Source organism: Sinorhizobium mexicanum (assembly GCF_013488225.1).
Classification (GTDB): domain Bacteria; phylum Pseudomonadota; class Alphaproteobacteria; order Rhizobiales; family Rhizobiaceae; genus Sinorhizobium; species Sinorhizobium mexicanum.
Map to the genome: position 1 here is coordinate 1507856 of NZ_CP041241.1, position 15304 is coordinate 1523159.

16 protein-coding genes are annotated in these 15304 nt (G+C 63.0%); 5 read left to right on the top strand and 11 right to left on the bottom strand.

The window, feature by feature from the left end; genetic code table 11:
* Window positions 1-95: 95 nt before the first annotated feature.
* The 10 genes from doeB to ehuR all read right to left on the bottom strand — a co-directional run bounded on the left by doeB (window position 96) and on the right by ehuR (window position 9725).
* On the bottom strand, window positions 96-1100 hold the full coding sequence (gene doeB / locus FKV68_RS31060) for a N(2)-acetyl-L-2,4-diaminobutanoate deacetylase DoeB (RefSeq protein ID WP_180942736.1): 1005 nt from the start codon (window positions 1098-1100) through the stop codon (window positions 96-98).
* A gap of 3 nt (window positions 1101-1103) precedes the next feature.
* Window positions 1104-2285: an ectoine hydrolase DoeA gene (gene doeA / locus FKV68_RS31065; protein ID WP_180942737.1), complete on the bottom strand. Its 1182-nt coding sequence runs from the start codon at window positions 2283-2285 to the stop codon at window positions 1104-1106.
* Window positions 2286-2317: 32 nt separating this feature from the next.
* On the bottom strand, window positions 2318-3307 hold the full coding sequence (eutC, locus tag FKV68_RS31070; RefSeq protein WP_180942738.1) for an ectoine utilization protein EutC: 990 nt from the start codon (window positions 3305-3307) through the stop codon (window positions 2318-2320).
* Window positions 3304-4308 carry a hydroxyectoine utilization dehydratase EutB gene (gene eutB / locus FKV68_RS31075; protein ID WP_180942739.1) on the bottom strand — a complete coding sequence of 335 codons (1005 nt, stop codon included), beginning with the start codon at window positions 4306-4308 and terminating at the stop codon, window positions 3304-3306. Before eutB ends, eutC begins: the two co-directional genes overlap by 4 nt.
* Window positions 4305-5090, bottom strand: a complete 786-nt coding sequence (gene eutA, locus FKV68_RS31080) for an ectoine utilization protein EutA (protein WP_180942740.1) — start codon at window positions 5088-5090, stop codon at window positions 4305-4307. Before eutA ends, eutB begins: the two co-directional genes overlap by 4 nt.
* The gene (gene ehuD / locus FKV68_RS31085; protein WP_180942741.1) at window positions 5090-5752 is read right to left on the bottom strand and encodes an ectoine/hydroxyectoine ABC transporter permease subunit EhuD; all 663 of its coding nucleotides are present in this window, start codon (window positions 5750-5752) and stop codon (window positions 5090-5092) included. Before ehuD ends, eutA begins: the two co-directional genes overlap by 1 nt.
* A gap of 2 nt (window positions 5753-5754) precedes the next feature.
* Window positions 5755-6414 (bottom strand): ectoine/hydroxyectoine ABC transporter permease subunit EhuC, encoded by a 660-nt coding sequence (gene ehuC, locus FKV68_RS31090; protein ID WP_180942742.1) that lies wholly within the window; start codon window positions 6412-6414, stop codon window positions 5755-5757.
* 104 nt (window positions 6415-6518) lie between these two features.
* Window positions 6519-7370 (bottom strand): ectoine/hydroxyectoine ABC transporter substrate-binding protein EhuB, encoded by an 852-nt coding sequence (ehuB, locus tag FKV68_RS31095; protein WP_180942743.1) that lies wholly within the window; start codon window positions 7368-7370, stop codon window positions 6519-6521.
* A 60-nt stretch (window positions 7371-7430) separates the two neighbouring features.
* A complete protein-coding gene (gene ehuA, locus FKV68_RS31100) occupies window positions 7431-8216 on the bottom strand; it encodes an ectoine/hydroxyectoine ABC transporter ATP-binding protein EhuA (protein WP_180942744.1) in 786 nt (261 codons plus the stop codon).
* A gap of 123 nt (window positions 8217-8339) precedes the next feature.
* On the bottom strand, window positions 8340-9725 hold the full coding sequence (gene ehuR, locus FKV68_RS31105) for a MocR-like ectoine utilization transcription factor EhuR (RefSeq protein ID WP_245181803.1): 1386 nt from the start codon (window positions 9723-9725) through the stop codon (window positions 8340-8342).
* Window positions 9726-9832: 107 nt separating this feature from the next.
* Here ehuR and FKV68_RS31110 point away from each other — a divergent pair, with 107 nt between their 5' ends.
* A complete protein-coding gene (locus FKV68_RS31110; RefSeq protein ID WP_180942745.1) occupies window positions 9833-10321 on the top strand; it encodes an Lrp/AsnC family transcriptional regulator in 489 nt (162 codons plus the stop codon).
* A 207-nt stretch (window positions 10322-10528) separates the two neighbouring features.
* Window positions 10529-10693 carry a hypothetical protein gene (locus tag FKV68_RS31115; protein ID WP_180942746.1) on the top strand — a complete coding sequence of 55 codons (165 nt, stop codon included), beginning with the start codon at window positions 10529-10531 and terminating at the stop codon, window positions 10691-10693.
* A gap of 258 nt (window positions 10694-10951) precedes the next feature.
* Here the strand turns inward: FKV68_RS31115 and FKV68_RS31120 are convergent, their stop codons facing one another.
* A complete protein-coding gene (locus FKV68_RS31120) occupies window positions 10952-11971 on the bottom strand; it encodes a Gfo/Idh/MocA family protein (RefSeq protein ID WP_180942747.1) in 1020 nt (339 codons plus the stop codon).
* A 437-nt stretch (window positions 11972-12408) separates the two neighbouring features.
* Between FKV68_RS31120 and FKV68_RS31125 the strand changes: the two genes are divergently transcribed.
* From FKV68_RS31125 to FKV68_RS31135, 3 genes are all read left to right on the top strand, one after another.
* Window positions 12409-13386, top strand: a complete 978-nt coding sequence (locus FKV68_RS31125; RefSeq protein ID WP_180942748.1) for a TRAP transporter substrate-binding protein — start codon at window positions 12409-12411, stop codon at window positions 13384-13386.
* A gap of 67 nt (window positions 13387-13453) precedes the next feature.
* Window positions 13454-14014 carry a TRAP transporter small permease gene (locus FKV68_RS31130; RefSeq protein ID WP_425347628.1) on the top strand — a complete coding sequence of 187 codons (561 nt, stop codon included), beginning with the start codon at window positions 13454-13456 and terminating at the stop codon, window positions 14012-14014.
* A gap of 4 nt (window positions 14015-14018) precedes the next feature.
* The gene (locus tag FKV68_RS31135) at window positions 14019-15302 is read left to right on the top strand and encodes a TRAP transporter large permease (RefSeq protein ID WP_180942750.1); all 1284 of its coding nucleotides are present in this window, start codon (window positions 14019-14021) and stop codon (window positions 15300-15302) included.
* Window positions 15303-15304: the final 2 nt, after the last annotated feature.

Sequence of the window (15304 nt, forward strand, 5' to 3'; positions counted from 1 at the left end):
ATCGCGTTATGGGATCTATCTGATCCAAATCTCCGCGATCCGGCGACTGCATCCCGTGGAGGGAACGCATTCCGAGGTCAAGTCGAGAAGAAAAGCTAGACCGGGATCGCCAGCACCGCACAACAATCGCCCGCCTTGATCAGCCCAGGGTAGTGACGTGCAGTGAATATCCCGTCCATCCTCGCGTGTATCTCCACCGGCTCGGCGCCGGTTCGGCCGGTCGGATGAATACGCGCGATCACGGAGCCGCGCTGGACCACCTCGCCGAGGTCGGCCAGAAATTCGACAAGCCCGGTTTCCTCGGCGAAAGCAAAACAGTCCCCGTCCGGCATGTCGAGCCATTCGGTCTTCGATGTCTCGACTGCACCTTTGAGGATGCCGGCGGCGCGAAGCACGTTCCTGACGCCGCGTTTGGCAATGCCGGCGCTCCTGGCGGTTGCCGTTCCGCCGCCGCCAAGCTCGGTGGTGATGAACACCTTGCCCATCTCCTCGGCCGCGGTGTCGTACATTCCGACGGCGTCGATCTCCAGCATCTTCATCGACCAGGGCGCGCCGAACGCCTTGACCAGTTCGAACGCCCTTGCCTCCTGCTCCTTGTCGGGCAGGATGTGCGCCGCGCAGAACGGCAGGAAGTCAAGCGTCTTTCCGCCCGAGTGGAAGTCGAGCACGATGTCGGCGAGCGGCAGCAACTCACGTTGGAAATAGTCGGCGATCTTCTCAGTCACCGTGCCGTCCGGCCTTCCCGGAAAGCTGCGGTTCATGTTGCCCTTGTCGATCGGCGAGGTACGGGTGCCGGCGGTAAAGGCCGGGTAGTTCATCGCCGGCACGATGATGACCCGTCCCGTCATCGCATCCGGCCCGAGTGTCCGGGCGAGATCGAAGAGCGCGATCGGCCCTTCGTATTCGTCGCCGTGGTTGCCGCCGGTAAGAAGCGCCGTCGGACCCTCCCCGTTCTTGATGACGGTGATCGGGATCATCACCGATCCCCAGGCGGAGTCATCGCGGCTGTAAGGCAACCGCAGGAAACCGTGCTGCACGCCCTCGGCTTCGAAGTCGACCGTCGCGCTGATCGGCGACGGCCGCAGATGCTGCTCGCTCATGTCTCAGTCCTTGATCATCAGCTTGCGGGGTACGGAGGCCAGGCACTCGACACCCGTTTCGGTGATGAGAATGCTTTCGGTGGTCTCGAAGCCCATGTCCTCGAGCCAAAGCCCGGTCATGAAGTGGAAGGTCATGCCCGGCTTGAGTTCCGTCCTGTCCCCGGGACGCAGGCTCATGGTGCGCTCGCCCCAGTCCGGCGGATAGGAAAGCCCGATCGGATAGCCGGTGCGGTTGTCCTTGACGATGCCGTATTTCTTCAGGACCGCGAAGAAGGCTTTGGCGATGTCCTCGCAGGTGTTGCCCGGCCTGGCGACGGCAAGTCCCGCCTCCATGCCCTCGAGCGTCGCCTTTTCCGCGTCGAGGAAGGCCTGGGTCGGCTTGCCGAGGAAGACCGTGCGCGACAGCGGCAGGTGATAGCGGTTGTAGCAGCCGGCGATCTCGAAGAAGGTGCCCTCGCCGCTCTTCATCGGCCGATCGTCCCAGGTCAGGTGCGGCGCGGAGGCTTCTACGCCCGAAGGCAGCAGCGGGACGATCGCCGGGTAGTCGCCGCCGATACCGTCGACCCCGCGCGTGCCGGCATCATAGATCTCGGCGACGAGATCGCATTTGCGCATGCCGACCTCGATCTTGTCGAAGATGCGGCGATGCATGCCCTCGACGATGCGGGCCGCGTTGCGCATATACTTGATCTCGGTCTCGCTCTTGACCGCGCGCTGCCAGTTGACGAGCGCCGTCGCGTCGACAAAGCGGGCATTCGGCAGGTGCTTTTGCAGCGCGGCGAAGGCGGCGGCGGAGAACCAGTAGTTGTCCATCTCGACGCCGATCCTGAGCGAACCCCAGCCACGGTCGGCAAGGATGCCGGAGAGATAGTCCATCGGGTGGCGTTCGGTCGACTGCACATAGTGATCGGGATAGCCGATGATGTTCTCGTGCTTGAGATAGGCGGTCAGCTTCGCCCCGTTGGCGTCCTGACCGCGGCCATACCAGATCGGCTCGCCCGACGGCGGTACGATCACCGCCTGGTGCACGTAGAACGACCAGCCGTCATAGCCGGTCAGCCAGGCCATGTTCGAGGGGTCGCTGACGATCAAGAGATCGATGCCCTTCGCCTCCATCGACTGGCGCGTCTTCTTCAGCCGCGTTTCGTATTCTGCAAGAGAAAATTTGAGGTTGGGTTGGGTCATGCTTCTTCCCTCGTTTTCCGGCCGTGCCGGCCTTAACTCTCGAACGTGGTTCCGGCGTCTGCCGCCTCGGCTCGCGTAAAGGCGAGCGTGGCGATTGCCGTGTCCTGAATGCCGGTGCCGGTGAGATCCGCTATGGTGATCTCTTCCGTCCCGGTCCGGCCGGGCTTCAGCCCGGCGATCACCTGCCCGAGCTCCGCGAATTCGGCGTCGGCTGCAACAAGCCCGGCCGCAATCGCGTGGTGCAGTTCGCCGAGCCGGCGTGTCTGCCTGAGGCTGTCGGCGACATAGGTTGTCTCGGCGATCGCCCGCGGCTCGATCTCGTTCTTGTGCTCGGCGTCCGAGCCCATGGCGGTGACATGCTGCCCCGGCTGCAGCCATTCGGCCTTGAGAATCGGCGCTTCCGACGGTGTGGTGGTGACGACGATGTCGGCGCCGGTGACGGCTGCCTTCGGGTCGATTGCTGCCTTGACCGGGAAGCCGAGCTTTTCGGCAAGCGCTTTCGCCGTCGCTTCGGCCTTCGCTGCGTCGCGCGCCCAGATGCGCGCTTCCCGGATCGGCCGCACCAGCGCGAGCGCCTGAAGCTGCAGCCTTGCCTGCATCCCGGCACCGAAGATCGCGGCCACCGAGGAATCCGCCCGCGACAGATGCTTCGCCGCCACCGCGCCGGCGGCGGCCGTACGCACGTCGGTCAGATAGCCGTTGTCGAGCAGCAGCGCCTCTACGAGACCGGTGCGGCTGGACAGGAGCACCATCATGCCGTTGGTGCTCGGCAACCCGATCTTCGGATTGTCGAAGAAGCCCGGGCTGATCTTGATTGCAAAACCCTCGATGCCGGGCACATAGGCGGTCTTGACGTCGACTTCGCCGCGATACTCCGGAATGTCGAGCCTGAGGATGGGCGGCATTGCCACGGCCTTGGTGGCAAGCGCATGGAACGCGCCCTCGACGCAATCGACCGCCTCGCGATCGAGCGGCACGATCCGGCGCAGCTCCGCCTCGGTCAAAATCGTCATCCGTGTCATGCCGCCTCCTCGCGGAACGGATCCGTTTCGCCGTTGATCACGCGCAAATGCAGCCCCATGTCGATGTTGCGGCCGGAAAGAATGACCGCGATCGGGCCCTCGATATTCTTGATCTTGCCGGCCAAAAGCGCTGCGAAGCCGACGGCCCCCGCCCCCTCGACGATCTCGCGCTCCTGTTCGTAGGCGTGCCGAATGCCGGCGGCGATCTCGTCCTCGGAAAGCAGCACGACGTCATCGAGAAGGTCGCGGCACATGGCGAATGTGACCCGGTTGTCGAGCCCGACCCCCCCGCCGAGCGAATCCGCAAGGCTTGGCTCTTCCTCGATTTGCACCGGCCGGCCGGCCTCGAGGCTCGCCTTCATCGCCGCACCGCGCTCCATCGTCAGCCCGATCACGCGCGCCTTCGGCCGGCGCGCCTTGACCGCGGCGGCGACACCGGCCGCGAGCCCGCCGCCCGACAGCGGCACCAGCACCGTCGACACGTCCGGCATGTCGTCGACAATCTCCAGCCCCAAGGTACCCTGGCCCGCAACGATCGCCGGATGGTCGAACGGCGGCACCATAACCAGCCCCTCGTCGCTGGCCAGGCGGTCGACCTCCTGCTGGGCCTCGTCTTGCGATCTGCCGACGATCCTCACATTCGCGCCGAGGCGCCGGATCTCCGAGACCTTGTTCTCCGGCACCAGCCGCGACATGCAGATCGTCGCGCTCGATCCTTCCGCTTTCGCCGCATGGGCGAGCGCCCGGCCGTGATTTCCCGTCGAGGCGGCCACGACGCCGCGGGCCCGCTCCTCAGGGCTCAGCGACAGCACGGCGTTGGTGGCGCCGCGCAGCTTGAAGCTGCCGGTCGTCTGGTGGTGTTCGAGTTTCAGGCCGACAGGCACGCCGCAGCGCTCGGAAAGCGACGCGGAAAGCACGAACGGCGTGCGCAGGACTCGGCCGGCGATGCGCCGCGACGCGGCTTCGATAGCCTCGGTCGTCACGGCAAGAGGAGCGCTCATAGCCGTTCTCCCTTGAGCGGCAGCGCCATCAACCGGCCGAGCTGCGGCCGCGGCTCCTGATCGCCGCAGAGGCGCAGGCAGGCCCAGGCGGTGGCGTAGTTGCTGCTGACCACGGGTTTGCCGATCGCCGCCTCGATTTCGGCGATGACGCCGGCCGCGCGCACCGCGGTGCAAGATATGAAGAGAGCGTCGGACTCCGGCGCCATGGCTTCCCTGGCGAAAGCGACGATCTCGTCAGGTGCAATCCGCGCCATCGCCCGATCGTCGGTCAGGCCCAGGCAGGTGAATCGGTCGATCTCGAAGCCGAGCGCGGCGAAATAATCCGCCATCGGCCGGCTTGTCTCGATCGTATAGGGGGTAAGCACGGAGATCCGCCGCGCACCCAGGGTCCGCAAGCCTTTGACCGATGCCGCCGTCGGCGTCACCACGGCTGCCTCCGGCTTGGCGGTCCTTATCGCAGCGGCGACCTCCTCGTCACCGATGACCACGGAGGCCGAGGTACAGGAATACATGACAACGTCGAGGGCCTCGTCCGGCAAGATCAATGCCGCGGCCGCCGTCAGCGAAGGCTGCATCGCCCGCAGATTCTCCGGCGTGACCGGATTGGCATAGGGGATGCGCGCGACATAGACGCCAATCTGTTCGGACGCGACCAGATGCTGGAAGTCCACCTCCGTCGTGTGGTCCGTGGCGAGGATGATGAGGCCAAGGCGCTTGTCGAGCGGCCGGTCGTCAAGGCGCGGCTCCCGCGACGCGAGCGAAATGGTGACTGGGTTCGGCATCAGCGTTCATCCACCCGTGCATAGCGCGCTTCCAGCCAGCGCAGGAAGAAGACGGAGATCAGGCTCATGATCAGGAAGAACACGCCGACCAGCGTCATCGGCTCGATGTAGCGATAGTTGCTGTTGGCGATACTCTTTGCCTGGTTCATCAGTTCGAGCACCGTGATTGCCGAAAGCAGCGGCGTCTCCTTGAACATGGCGATCAGGTAGTTGGCGAGCGCCGGGATCATCGGCGGGATCGCCTGCGGCAGGATCACGTGGATCCAGGTCTGGCGCGCCGTAAGGTTCGTCGCCTTGGCGGCTTCCCATTGCCCGCGCGGGACGTTCTCGATGCCCGCGCGATAGACCTCGGCGGCATAGGTACCGTAGTGGATGCCGAGACCGATGACGCCGGCGACCAGGGCCGGCAGGCGGATGCCGATGTCCGGCAGGACGTAGAAGACGAAATAGAGCTGTACCAGGAGCGGCGTGCCACGAATGAACTCGACGGCAAAGCCGGTGGAGCGGGCGATAGGCGCCGGGGCCGTCATGCGCAGGATGGCGAAGACGAGTCCGATCACCGCGGCAACGGCAGCGCCGAGAATGGTGGCGAGGATGGTGATCTGCAGCCCCTCGATGAGGGTCGGCGTGATCTGACGGACGAATTCCCAATCCCATTCCATGGTCAGGCCCTCACACCGTCGAGACCACGCGTCACGCGCCGTTCCAGCCAGCGCATGCCGAGCGAGATCAGCCAGGCCATGACGAAATAGAGCACCAGGATGGTGGCGAACGGGATCAGCGTGCTGCCCGTTTGCGCGCGCACTACCTGCGCCTGGAAGGTCATGTCGGTGAGCGAGATCAGCGACACGACGGCGGTTCCCTTCAAAAGCTCGATGGCGTTGTTGCCGAAGGTCGGCAGCATCAGCGGCAAGGCCTGCGGCAGTATGATGTGACGCATCGCCTGAAAGCGCGTGAGATTGAGCGCAACGCATGCCTCGCGCTGCTCGCGGCCGATCGCCTTCACCGCGCCCCGGACAACCTCCGCGCCGTAGGCCCCGACATTAAGGCCGAGCGCCAGTACTCCGGCCTGCAAGGGCGTCAGCGTGATCCCGGCGAAGGGCAGGACGAAATAGGCCCAGAAGAGCTGGACGAATATCGAGGTGCCGCGGAAGAACTCGATATAGCTCGTGGCAAGCGCACGCACGGCCATGAAGCGGCTGACACGCCCGAGCCCCGCCGCAAAGGCGACCACGACGGCGAGCGCCGAGCCCATCAGGGTCAGTTCAACGGTCACCCATGCGCCCTGCAGGATCAATCCGATATAGCCGGACCAGTCGATCATCGTTCAATAATTCCAGTCGGAGTGGGTTTCGCTTGTGTGCGCCACGTCGTGCCTTCCCCCCGCGAAATGCGGAGAGAAGGCGATTCTTGGGGATCGGCTCCGGGTTATTTCGCGGCGCAGAGTTTCTCGCGCGTGGTCGACATCGCCGCCTTGGCCGAGAAGCCGTAGGGCTCGATGATCTTCGCGAACTCGCCGGATTCCTTCATCTTGGCGAGTTCGACGTCGAATGCGTCGCGGAGCGCCTCGTCACCCTTCCTGAAGGCGGCACCGTCACAGTAGACCGGCGCGCCTTCGACGGGTGCCACCACTTCGATGTTCGGGTCGCTGGCCTTCGTAACCAGATCGTGGATCGACAGCACCGGCAGCGAATAGACGTCGATGCGTCCGTCCTGCAGCATCTTCAAGCCGCTCTGCCCATCCGGCACGACGATGACGCGATCGCGCGGCACGCCGGCTTCGAGCGCCAGCTTCTCTTCGGTGCCGCCGCCGGGGGCACCGATCTTCGCATCCGGATTGTCGGCGATGTCCTTGTAGCTGTTGAGCTTCAGCGGGTTGCCCTTCTTGAGGGCAAAGGCCTCGGCGTCGCAGAGGATCGGCTGGGAATAGGCGACAGCGGCGCAGCGCTCCGGCTTCATGAAGAGGCCGGCGGTGATCGCATCGTGACGTCCCGCCTGCAGGCCCGGGATCATCGCGCCATATTCGGAGATGGACGCGGCAACATCCGGAACGCCGAGCCGCTTGAAGATTTCGCGGGCGACATCCGGCGCGGCGCCGGAGACCTTGCCGTCGGCGCCGACTGCCGTAAAGGGCGGCTCGTTGGCGATCGCGATGCGCGCGTAGCCTTGTTCCTTCAGTTCCTCCAGCTTGTTCTCATCCGCCGAAGCGGGCGTGGCTGCAGCAACTGCCATCAAAGCAGTAGCGCCGGCCGCCATTGCCATCCATGCTCTCAATTTCATCGTTCCCAACTCCTCTGTCGTTCTCTTGCTGTTTGTTTGAGGCAATGTCGGCCGTAAGGCTTAGACGCGGTGCCCTGCCGCTATGATTTTGCGCAGGAAGGTCTGCGTGCGTTCCTGTGTCGGGTTGCGGAAAATGTGGTCGGGCTTGCCCTCCTCGACGATCTTGCCGCGATCGAAGAAGAGCACGCGATCGGCAAAGTCATGGGCGAAACCCATCTCGTGGGTGACGAGCAACATCGTCATGTCGGTCTCGGCGGCGAGCTTACGCATGACGTTCAGGACTTCCTCGACGAGCTCGGGATCGAGCGCCGAGGTCACCTCGTCGAACAGCATGATCTTAGGCGAGAGCGCCAGCGCCCGGGCGATCGCCACGCGCTGCTTCTGCCCGCCGGAAAGCTGCGCCGGCATGCTCTTCGCCTTGTCGGCCAAGCCGACCATGTCGAGAAGCTCCATCGCCCGTTTTTCCGCCGCGCTGCGCGCGACTCCCTTTGTCAGCATCGGCGCCAGCGTGACATTATCGAGCACGCATTTGTGCGGAAACAGGTTGAAGTGCTGGAAGACCATGCCGATCTTCTCGCGCATCTTGTGAAGATGCCGCTCGTCGGCTGGAACAAGGCTGCCAGCCTTCTTCATGTGGTAGAGATGGTCGCCGTCGACCTGGATGAAGCCGCCGCTGATCGTCTCCAGCGTCATCAGAATGCGAAGGATCGTCGTCTTGCCAGACCCAGACGGACCGATGAGCGCGAGCTTCTCGCCCGGCATAACCTCCATCGACAATCCGTCAAGCACGGTCAGGGGACCAAATTTCTTGACGATGTTGTCGAGGCGGATGATCGGTTCGGCCATGCGTGTCTCTCTCCCTTTGAGACAGGTAATGTCCTAACGATGGTCTGGTTCCAAAATCATGTCAATGTTAATAATAATATCATGACAATTATTCCACCGATGCCCAAAGCTTAGGCATCGGCGTCAGATCACGAGCAACAACGCCTCCGGGTCGCCGAGCGCCAGCGACGCGACTGTGCCAAGGCCGGTCTTCAATTCCTGCTCGGTCGTCGAGCCAAGCGATATCCTGACGGCCGGATGCCAGCCCCCGTCGCCGGTACGGAACGATGCACCGGGCGCGATCGCGACGCCGCGCAGGCGGGCCTGGGAAACGAAGGCGTCCTCCGAGTGCCCCTCGGGCAGCGGCAGCCAGACATGCAGGCTCTGCGGATGCGTCCGGTGCGTGAGGTGCGTAAACGCCTCCTTGAGGATCGCCTGGCGTGCGGCGAGAGCCCGCCGCTGCCAGGTTACGAGTTCCAGCGCCGTGCCGTCGCTCACCCAGTGGGTCGCGATCTCGGCGATGGAGGGGGTGGCCATCCAGTTCGACACGAGGTGCCGATTGGCGACGGCCGCAACGTAGCGGTCCGGCGCCGCAAGGTAGCCGATTCTGAGGCCCGGCACGGTGATTTTGGTGAAGCTCGTCACATAGAGCGTCCGCTCCGGAGCGAGCGCGGCGACCGGCGGCAGCCGCTCCTCTACCAGAGGGCCCAGAATGTCGTTCTCGATGATGGCAATGTCGTGCTTGCGGGCGACCTCCGCGAGAGCCGCTCGCCGCTCAGCGCTCATCAGCATGGCGGTGGGGTTGATGACCGAGGGCTGCAGGAAGATGGCGCGCACCACGCCCTTGCGGCAGGCCTCGTCCAGCGCCGCCGGGATCATGCCATCGCGATCGATCGGTAGCCCCTGAAGATGAATGCCGAGATAGGTTGAAAGCGGGACCAGCGTATGATGGCTGATGGCCTCCGTCGCAACCGTCGAGCCGGGCGGCGCCACGCTCATCAGCGCCACCGTCATGGCCGAGGTCGCGCCGTTGGTGATACTGATATTGAGCGGAGAAACATCAAGGCCGCAACGCGAAAGCCATTGAGCGGCGACGTTGCGGTGGCGCGGGAACACCATGTTCGGCCGGAACGAAAGCGCCGAACTCGCCGGCAGGTTTTCGGCGAGCCAGGCGAAGCCTTGCCGCATCTTTTCGAGATGGAGCTGCTCGCATACGGGCTTGAGGATCGAGAGGTCGATCAGCTCTCCCAGCCGCTCCGGCAGATAGGGCGGCTGCGGTTCGCGCGGGCGCGTCTGTACGAAACTGCCGCGGCCGACCTCGCCGGAGATCAGGCCACGCCGGATGAGCTCGTCATAGGCGCGACTCACCGTCTGGACGGAGAGCTTCAGGTCGTCCGCGAGCTTGCGATGCGTCGGCAGGCGCACGCCGTCCTCCAGTTTGCCCTCCTGAATGGCACGGGCAAACTGATCGGCCAAAGAGAGATAGGCCGGGCGGCGCAAGATCGTTGTGTCGGGCGTCCAATTTGTCATGATTTGAACAGTGCTGAAAATCAGCTCAATTGACAATGCAAAAGTGAACACCCAATGTCTTTTCCCGGATTTTGAAGCGATCAGGCCCGACGGAAGGCACGCCCCGAATGAAACTCGACGCAATCGATCTGCGCATCCTGGAAGCGATCCAGGCCGATGGGCGCATCACCAAGTTGGCACTCGCGGAAAAGGCTGGCCTTTCGCCGACGCCATGCTGGATGCGGTTGAGAAAACTCGAAAAGGCCGGGATCGTAACGGGCTATCACGCACGCGTCGCCGTGCGTCGGGTGGCACCCGTCGCCAACGTCATGATGGAGGTCACGCTCGGCAACCATCGCCAGGCGGATTTCGAGCGTTTCGAGCGCGCCATTGCAACGATCCCCGAGATCGTCGGCTGCTGGTCGGTCGGCGGCGGGGTCGACTATATTCTCAAGGTGGTGGCGGCCGATATCGACGCTTATCAGCGACTGGTCGATGCTCTGCTCGAGCGCGAACTCGGCATCGACCGCTATTTCACCTACATCGTCACGAAGACGGTCAAGGAGGAGATGGTGCTGCCGCTCGGGTCGCTCCTCCCGCAGGTCTCGGCGGGCTAGGCATTGAGCTGGGCCGAACCCGATCGGGCGGTGAAGATCGGATCGCGAGTCCCGTCCGGGATTTCCGGTGCTGGCCCCAAAACCGGGCATTGCCGTCAGCGGGTCAGGTCTTGTACGTCGCGTTGGGCAATCCTTTCATGGGAACAGGGTACCGAAACCCTGACCAGACCAATCACCGCGGTAAGTAGAGAGACTCGGACGGGCGGCATGAGCGACAATAACATCATCAAGTTTGAACGACCGAAGCCAAAAAAGGGTCCAGGGCCGGTCAGGCCACAGCAGCGGAAGGTACTTATCTGGCTGGCGGTGATAGCAGGGATCATGCTGGTCTGGGCGTATTATCAGTTCGTCGCCCCACCGAGCCTGCCATGAGAGCGGCTGGCGTGGCATAAGCTTCTCACCTCGCACGAATACGCCGGAAAAGGCGAAACGGAAAACATGCTACAGCTCTAGAACCCCGCGCTGCGGATGCTCGGCGAAAACTGGCGTTACTGCCCGCGCCAACAGGTAAAATGAGCATGCCAGGCGCAGGCACTTGAAGCGCCGACGCCAGTTCGCGCGCAGGCTGGCCGGTCAACACTCGATACATTTATGCCGCGCGCCACGAAGCGTTGGCGCGTGGAGGCTGTTTCAGAGACGTTGCGGCTGGCCGCTTTCGGCGGCGGCGAGGATTGCGTTGATAAGGCGGTGAACCTTCAGCGCCTCGCGCCCGTTCACACGCGGCTCTCGTCCAGCGTCGACGGCATCGAGGAAATCGGCGAGCACCGCGCGATGATGGTGGTGCGAGAAGGCCATGGGATCGGCGCCCGCACCACCGGCCATTTCGTCTCCAATTAATAGTTCAGCCCCATCGTGGAAGAAGGCGGCAAGGCTTCGCCCGCCGAGACGGGCCATACCGCGCGTACCGATAATGTCGATGTCGTCCGGATAACCGGGGTAGGCGCAGGTGGTAGCACTCACGGTGCCTATCGCTCCGTTTACGAAACGGATGGCCGCCATTGCCAGGTCTTCGGTCTCCATACGGTGCACCTTGCTGGTTGCTGCATAGGCTCTGACCTCCTCTGGAAGGCCGGCGAGCGAGACCAGAAGGTCAAGTGTGTGGATCGCCTGGGTGAGGAGTACGCCGCCGCCATCGCGCCCCAACGTGCCGCGTCCCGGCTGGTCGTAATAGCTTTGCGGTCGCCAGTTGTGGAGGCGGGCCGATGCACTGACGATCTCGCCGAGGCGGCCCTCATCGATCAGCTTCGCAAGCGCCTCGCTAACAGGGCGGAAGCGATGCTGGAGCACGATGCCGAGCTTGATGCTGGCGCGCTCCGCCGCTTCGACCAGCGCCTCTGCTCGCGCCTGTGTGATTTCGAGCGGCTTTTCGAGGAGCACATGCTTGCCCGCTCTAGCTGCCTCCCGCACCAACTCGAGATGTGTATTGGGCGGCGTTAGGATCATGACGGCGGCTATCGATGGGTCAGCGAATATCGTTTTGGCCTCGTCACAAATTGGAAAACCGTACGTGTCCGAAAAAGCTTTCCGTCTTGCCCCCGTAGGGCTGAAAGCGGCAGCGACCTCGACCCTGTCCTTGAGGTCGAGCAGGCTTCGAGCATGCGGTGCCGACGCCATGCCGAGACCGATTACACCAATGCGCAGCTTTGCCATCTCAGTCTCCCCCTCAGCCAAAGATCCGGAGCATACACATGATTTCCCCCAAGGCGTCCCCGGGTCCTGCCTACCCGATGAGACCGCATGGCACAGAAAATTCATCATACAACCTGATCAATTTTGTCTGTTGACAATATATCTGACAAGCTCTAGCGATAAATGGCCTGATGGGAGAAGCGTGCCGGGATGAAGGGTCCACCAACCTAGATTTCTGTTTCCGAGGAGAAGCACGCGCTGCTTACATGCAAGGCGAGGTCACCGGCGTGTCACGACATTGCGCGCAGAGCAGGCTGTGCGTTTCGCACACGCTTCTTCGCGGAATACCGCCTGCGAGAGGACAGCGTACAAGGTCGCACAGGAATTTGCCCATGGCCTCGCCACGACGGCGCGCCGGCCCTGAGACAACTATTGTTCATGCGAAAAGGGAGGAGAGCATGAGAAACTTAGTCAAACTGGCGGCGGGCCTGTTGGTTGCCGCTTCATTCATGGCTAGCGCGGCCAGCGCCCAGACGGTGCTTCGCTCGTCCGACACACATCCGGATGGCTATCCGACGGTCGAGGGGGTCAAATACTTCGGTGAACTGGTCAAGGAGCGCACCGGTGGCCGCTACGCCGTCGAGGTCTACCATTCCGCCCAGCTCGGCGAGGAAAAAGATACCATCGAGCAGGTGCGCTCCGGCGTTATCGAGTTGAACCGCGTTTCGATGGCGCCCTTTAACGGCACGGTGAAGGAATCGATCGTTCCGGCGCTTCCCTACCTCTTCCGTTCGGAAGAGCACATGCACAAGGTCATGGACGGTGCGATCGGGGACCAGATCAAGACGGCCTTCGAAAGCGCCGGGCTGGTCGTGCTTGCCTATTACGATGCCGGCTCGCGCTCGTTCTATAACAAGCAGAAGCCGATCGCATCGGTCGCCGATATGAAGGGCCTGAAGTTCCGCGTCATCCAGTCCGACATCTTCGTCGACATGGTGGCAGCGCTTGGGGCTAACGCCACGCCGATGCCCTACGGCGAAGTTTATTCCGCGATCGAAACAGGCGTCATCGACGGCGCCGAGAACAACTTCCCGAGCTATGACACTGCCAAGCATTTCGAGGTAGCCAAGAACTTCTCGCTCGACGAGCACACCATTCTTCCGGAAGTGTTCGTGATGAACAAGGCGGCCTTCGACAAGCTTACTCCGGAAGACCAGGAGATCTTCAGACAGGCCGCCAAGGATAGTGTCGCCAAGCAGCGGGAGCTCTGGGCTGCCAAGGTCAGCGAGTCGCGCGCGAAGATCGAGGCGGCAGGGGCCAAGATCACCACCCCCGACAAGCAGGGTTTCATCGACGCGATGAAGCCGGTTTACGAAAAGCACGTCACCGATCCGGTTCTAAAGAAGATGGTCGCGGACGTGCAGGCGGTTCAGTGAGGAGACCGGCGGGCGGGCCTACAGCGCCGCGCTGCAGAGCCTGCCCGTTTCTTTTGAGGGAATGACCGTGTCTACCACATTGGTGAAAACAGGCCGCGCGCTGTCCTGGTTCAGCACGCTTTCGCTGTGGCTCGCGGGCACCGGCCTCGTCGTGATGACGGCCATCGTCGCGTGGCAGGTGTTCTGCCGCTACGTACTGAACGACTCGCCGAGCTGGACCGAGCCCGGCGCGGTCATGCTGATGAGCTGGTTCATTTTCCTGGGCGCTGCGGTTGGCGTACGCGAGAATTACCATCTCGGCTTCGACGTGCTTCTCTATGTGGTGCCCAAAAGCGGCAAGAAGTGGCTGCGCATGATCTCGGATCTGGTCGCGCTCGCCTTCGGTATCGGGATGATCTGGTACGGGGTTCAACTCGTCAGCCTCACCTGGGACACCGTTCTGCCGTCGCTGCACATCTCCGGCGGCTGGAGCTACGTGCCGCTGGTTGCCGGCGGTGTTCTCATCAGCCTGTTTGCCCTGGAGCGCATTGTTCTGCGCCTCGCCGGCGAACCGATCGACGATCTTCTCGACGAAATGCCGCCGGCGGAGGTTGCCGCCGAATTCGACACTGCGGAAGTAAAGGCCTGAAGCGATGGATATCCTGATTCTCTTTGGCGTATTCACGGCTCTGATGCTGATTGGCACCCCGATCGCCTTCTGCCTTGGCGTCGCGTCCTTCGCGACCGTGCTCTACATGGGGCTGCCGCCGCTGGTAATCTTTCAGCGGCTGAATTCCGGCATGAGCGTGTTCTCGCTGCTCGCCATTCCCTTCTTCATCTATGCCGGCGACCTGATGGTGCGCGGCGGTATCGCCCAGAAGATCGTCGCCTTCGCTGCCTCGCTGGTCGGGCATATCCGCGGCGGCCTGGGTCAGGTCAACATCGTCACCGCGACGCTGTTCGGCGGCATTTCCGGTTCCGCGGTCGCAGAAGCGGCGGCGGTGGGCGGGCTCATGATCCCGCAGATGAAAGAGCGTGGCTACGGCGCCGATTATGCCGTCAACGTCACCTCCATGGCGGCACTGATCGCCCTGTTGCTCCCCCCTTCGCACAACATGATCATTTATTCGATCTCGGCGGGAGGGAAGATATCGATCGCGGACCTCTTCACGGCTGGTGTCATTCCCGGTCTCCTTTATGCGGCCGCGCTGATGGTGACCGCCTATTTCGTGGCGCGCCGGCGCGGCTATCCGACTGAGGCTTTTCCCGGCTTCGCCAGGGTCGGCCGCTACCTCATGGTGTCGATTCCGGGCCTCATGCTCATCGCCATCATCTTCGGGGGTGTCCGTTCGGGCGTATTCACGGCAACGGAGAGTTCCTGCATCGCCGTCCTCTATGCGCTCGCGGTAACCATCCTCGTCTACCGGCAGATGACTTGGCAGGATTTCGTCCATTCGACCTTCGGAGCCGTGCGCACGACGGCCATGGTCCTGCTCATCATCGGCATGGCCGCCGCATTCTCCTGGCTGATGGCGTTCCTAAGAGTGCCTGCCTCACTGATCGACTGGATGAACACGATCTCGGAGAATCCGATCATCGTGCTCCTCCTGATCAACGTCCTGATGCTGTTCCTCGGCACCTTCATGGACATGGGACCGACGATCATCATCTGCACGCCGATCTTCCTGCCGGTGGCCTTGGCCTATGGCGTCGACCCGGTCCATTTCGGCGTGATCATGATCCTGAACTTCGGCATCGGGCTCAACACGCCACCCGTCGGCGCTGTGCAGTTCGTGGCCTGCGCGGTCGGGAAAATCTCCGTCTGGGAGGCAATGCGCAGCATCTGGCCCTTCTATCTGGCGGGGTTGATTGTGCTTGGGCTCGTCACCTATGTTCCGGCCCTTTCGCTCTGGCTGCCGAGCGTATTCAAAGGGTAATC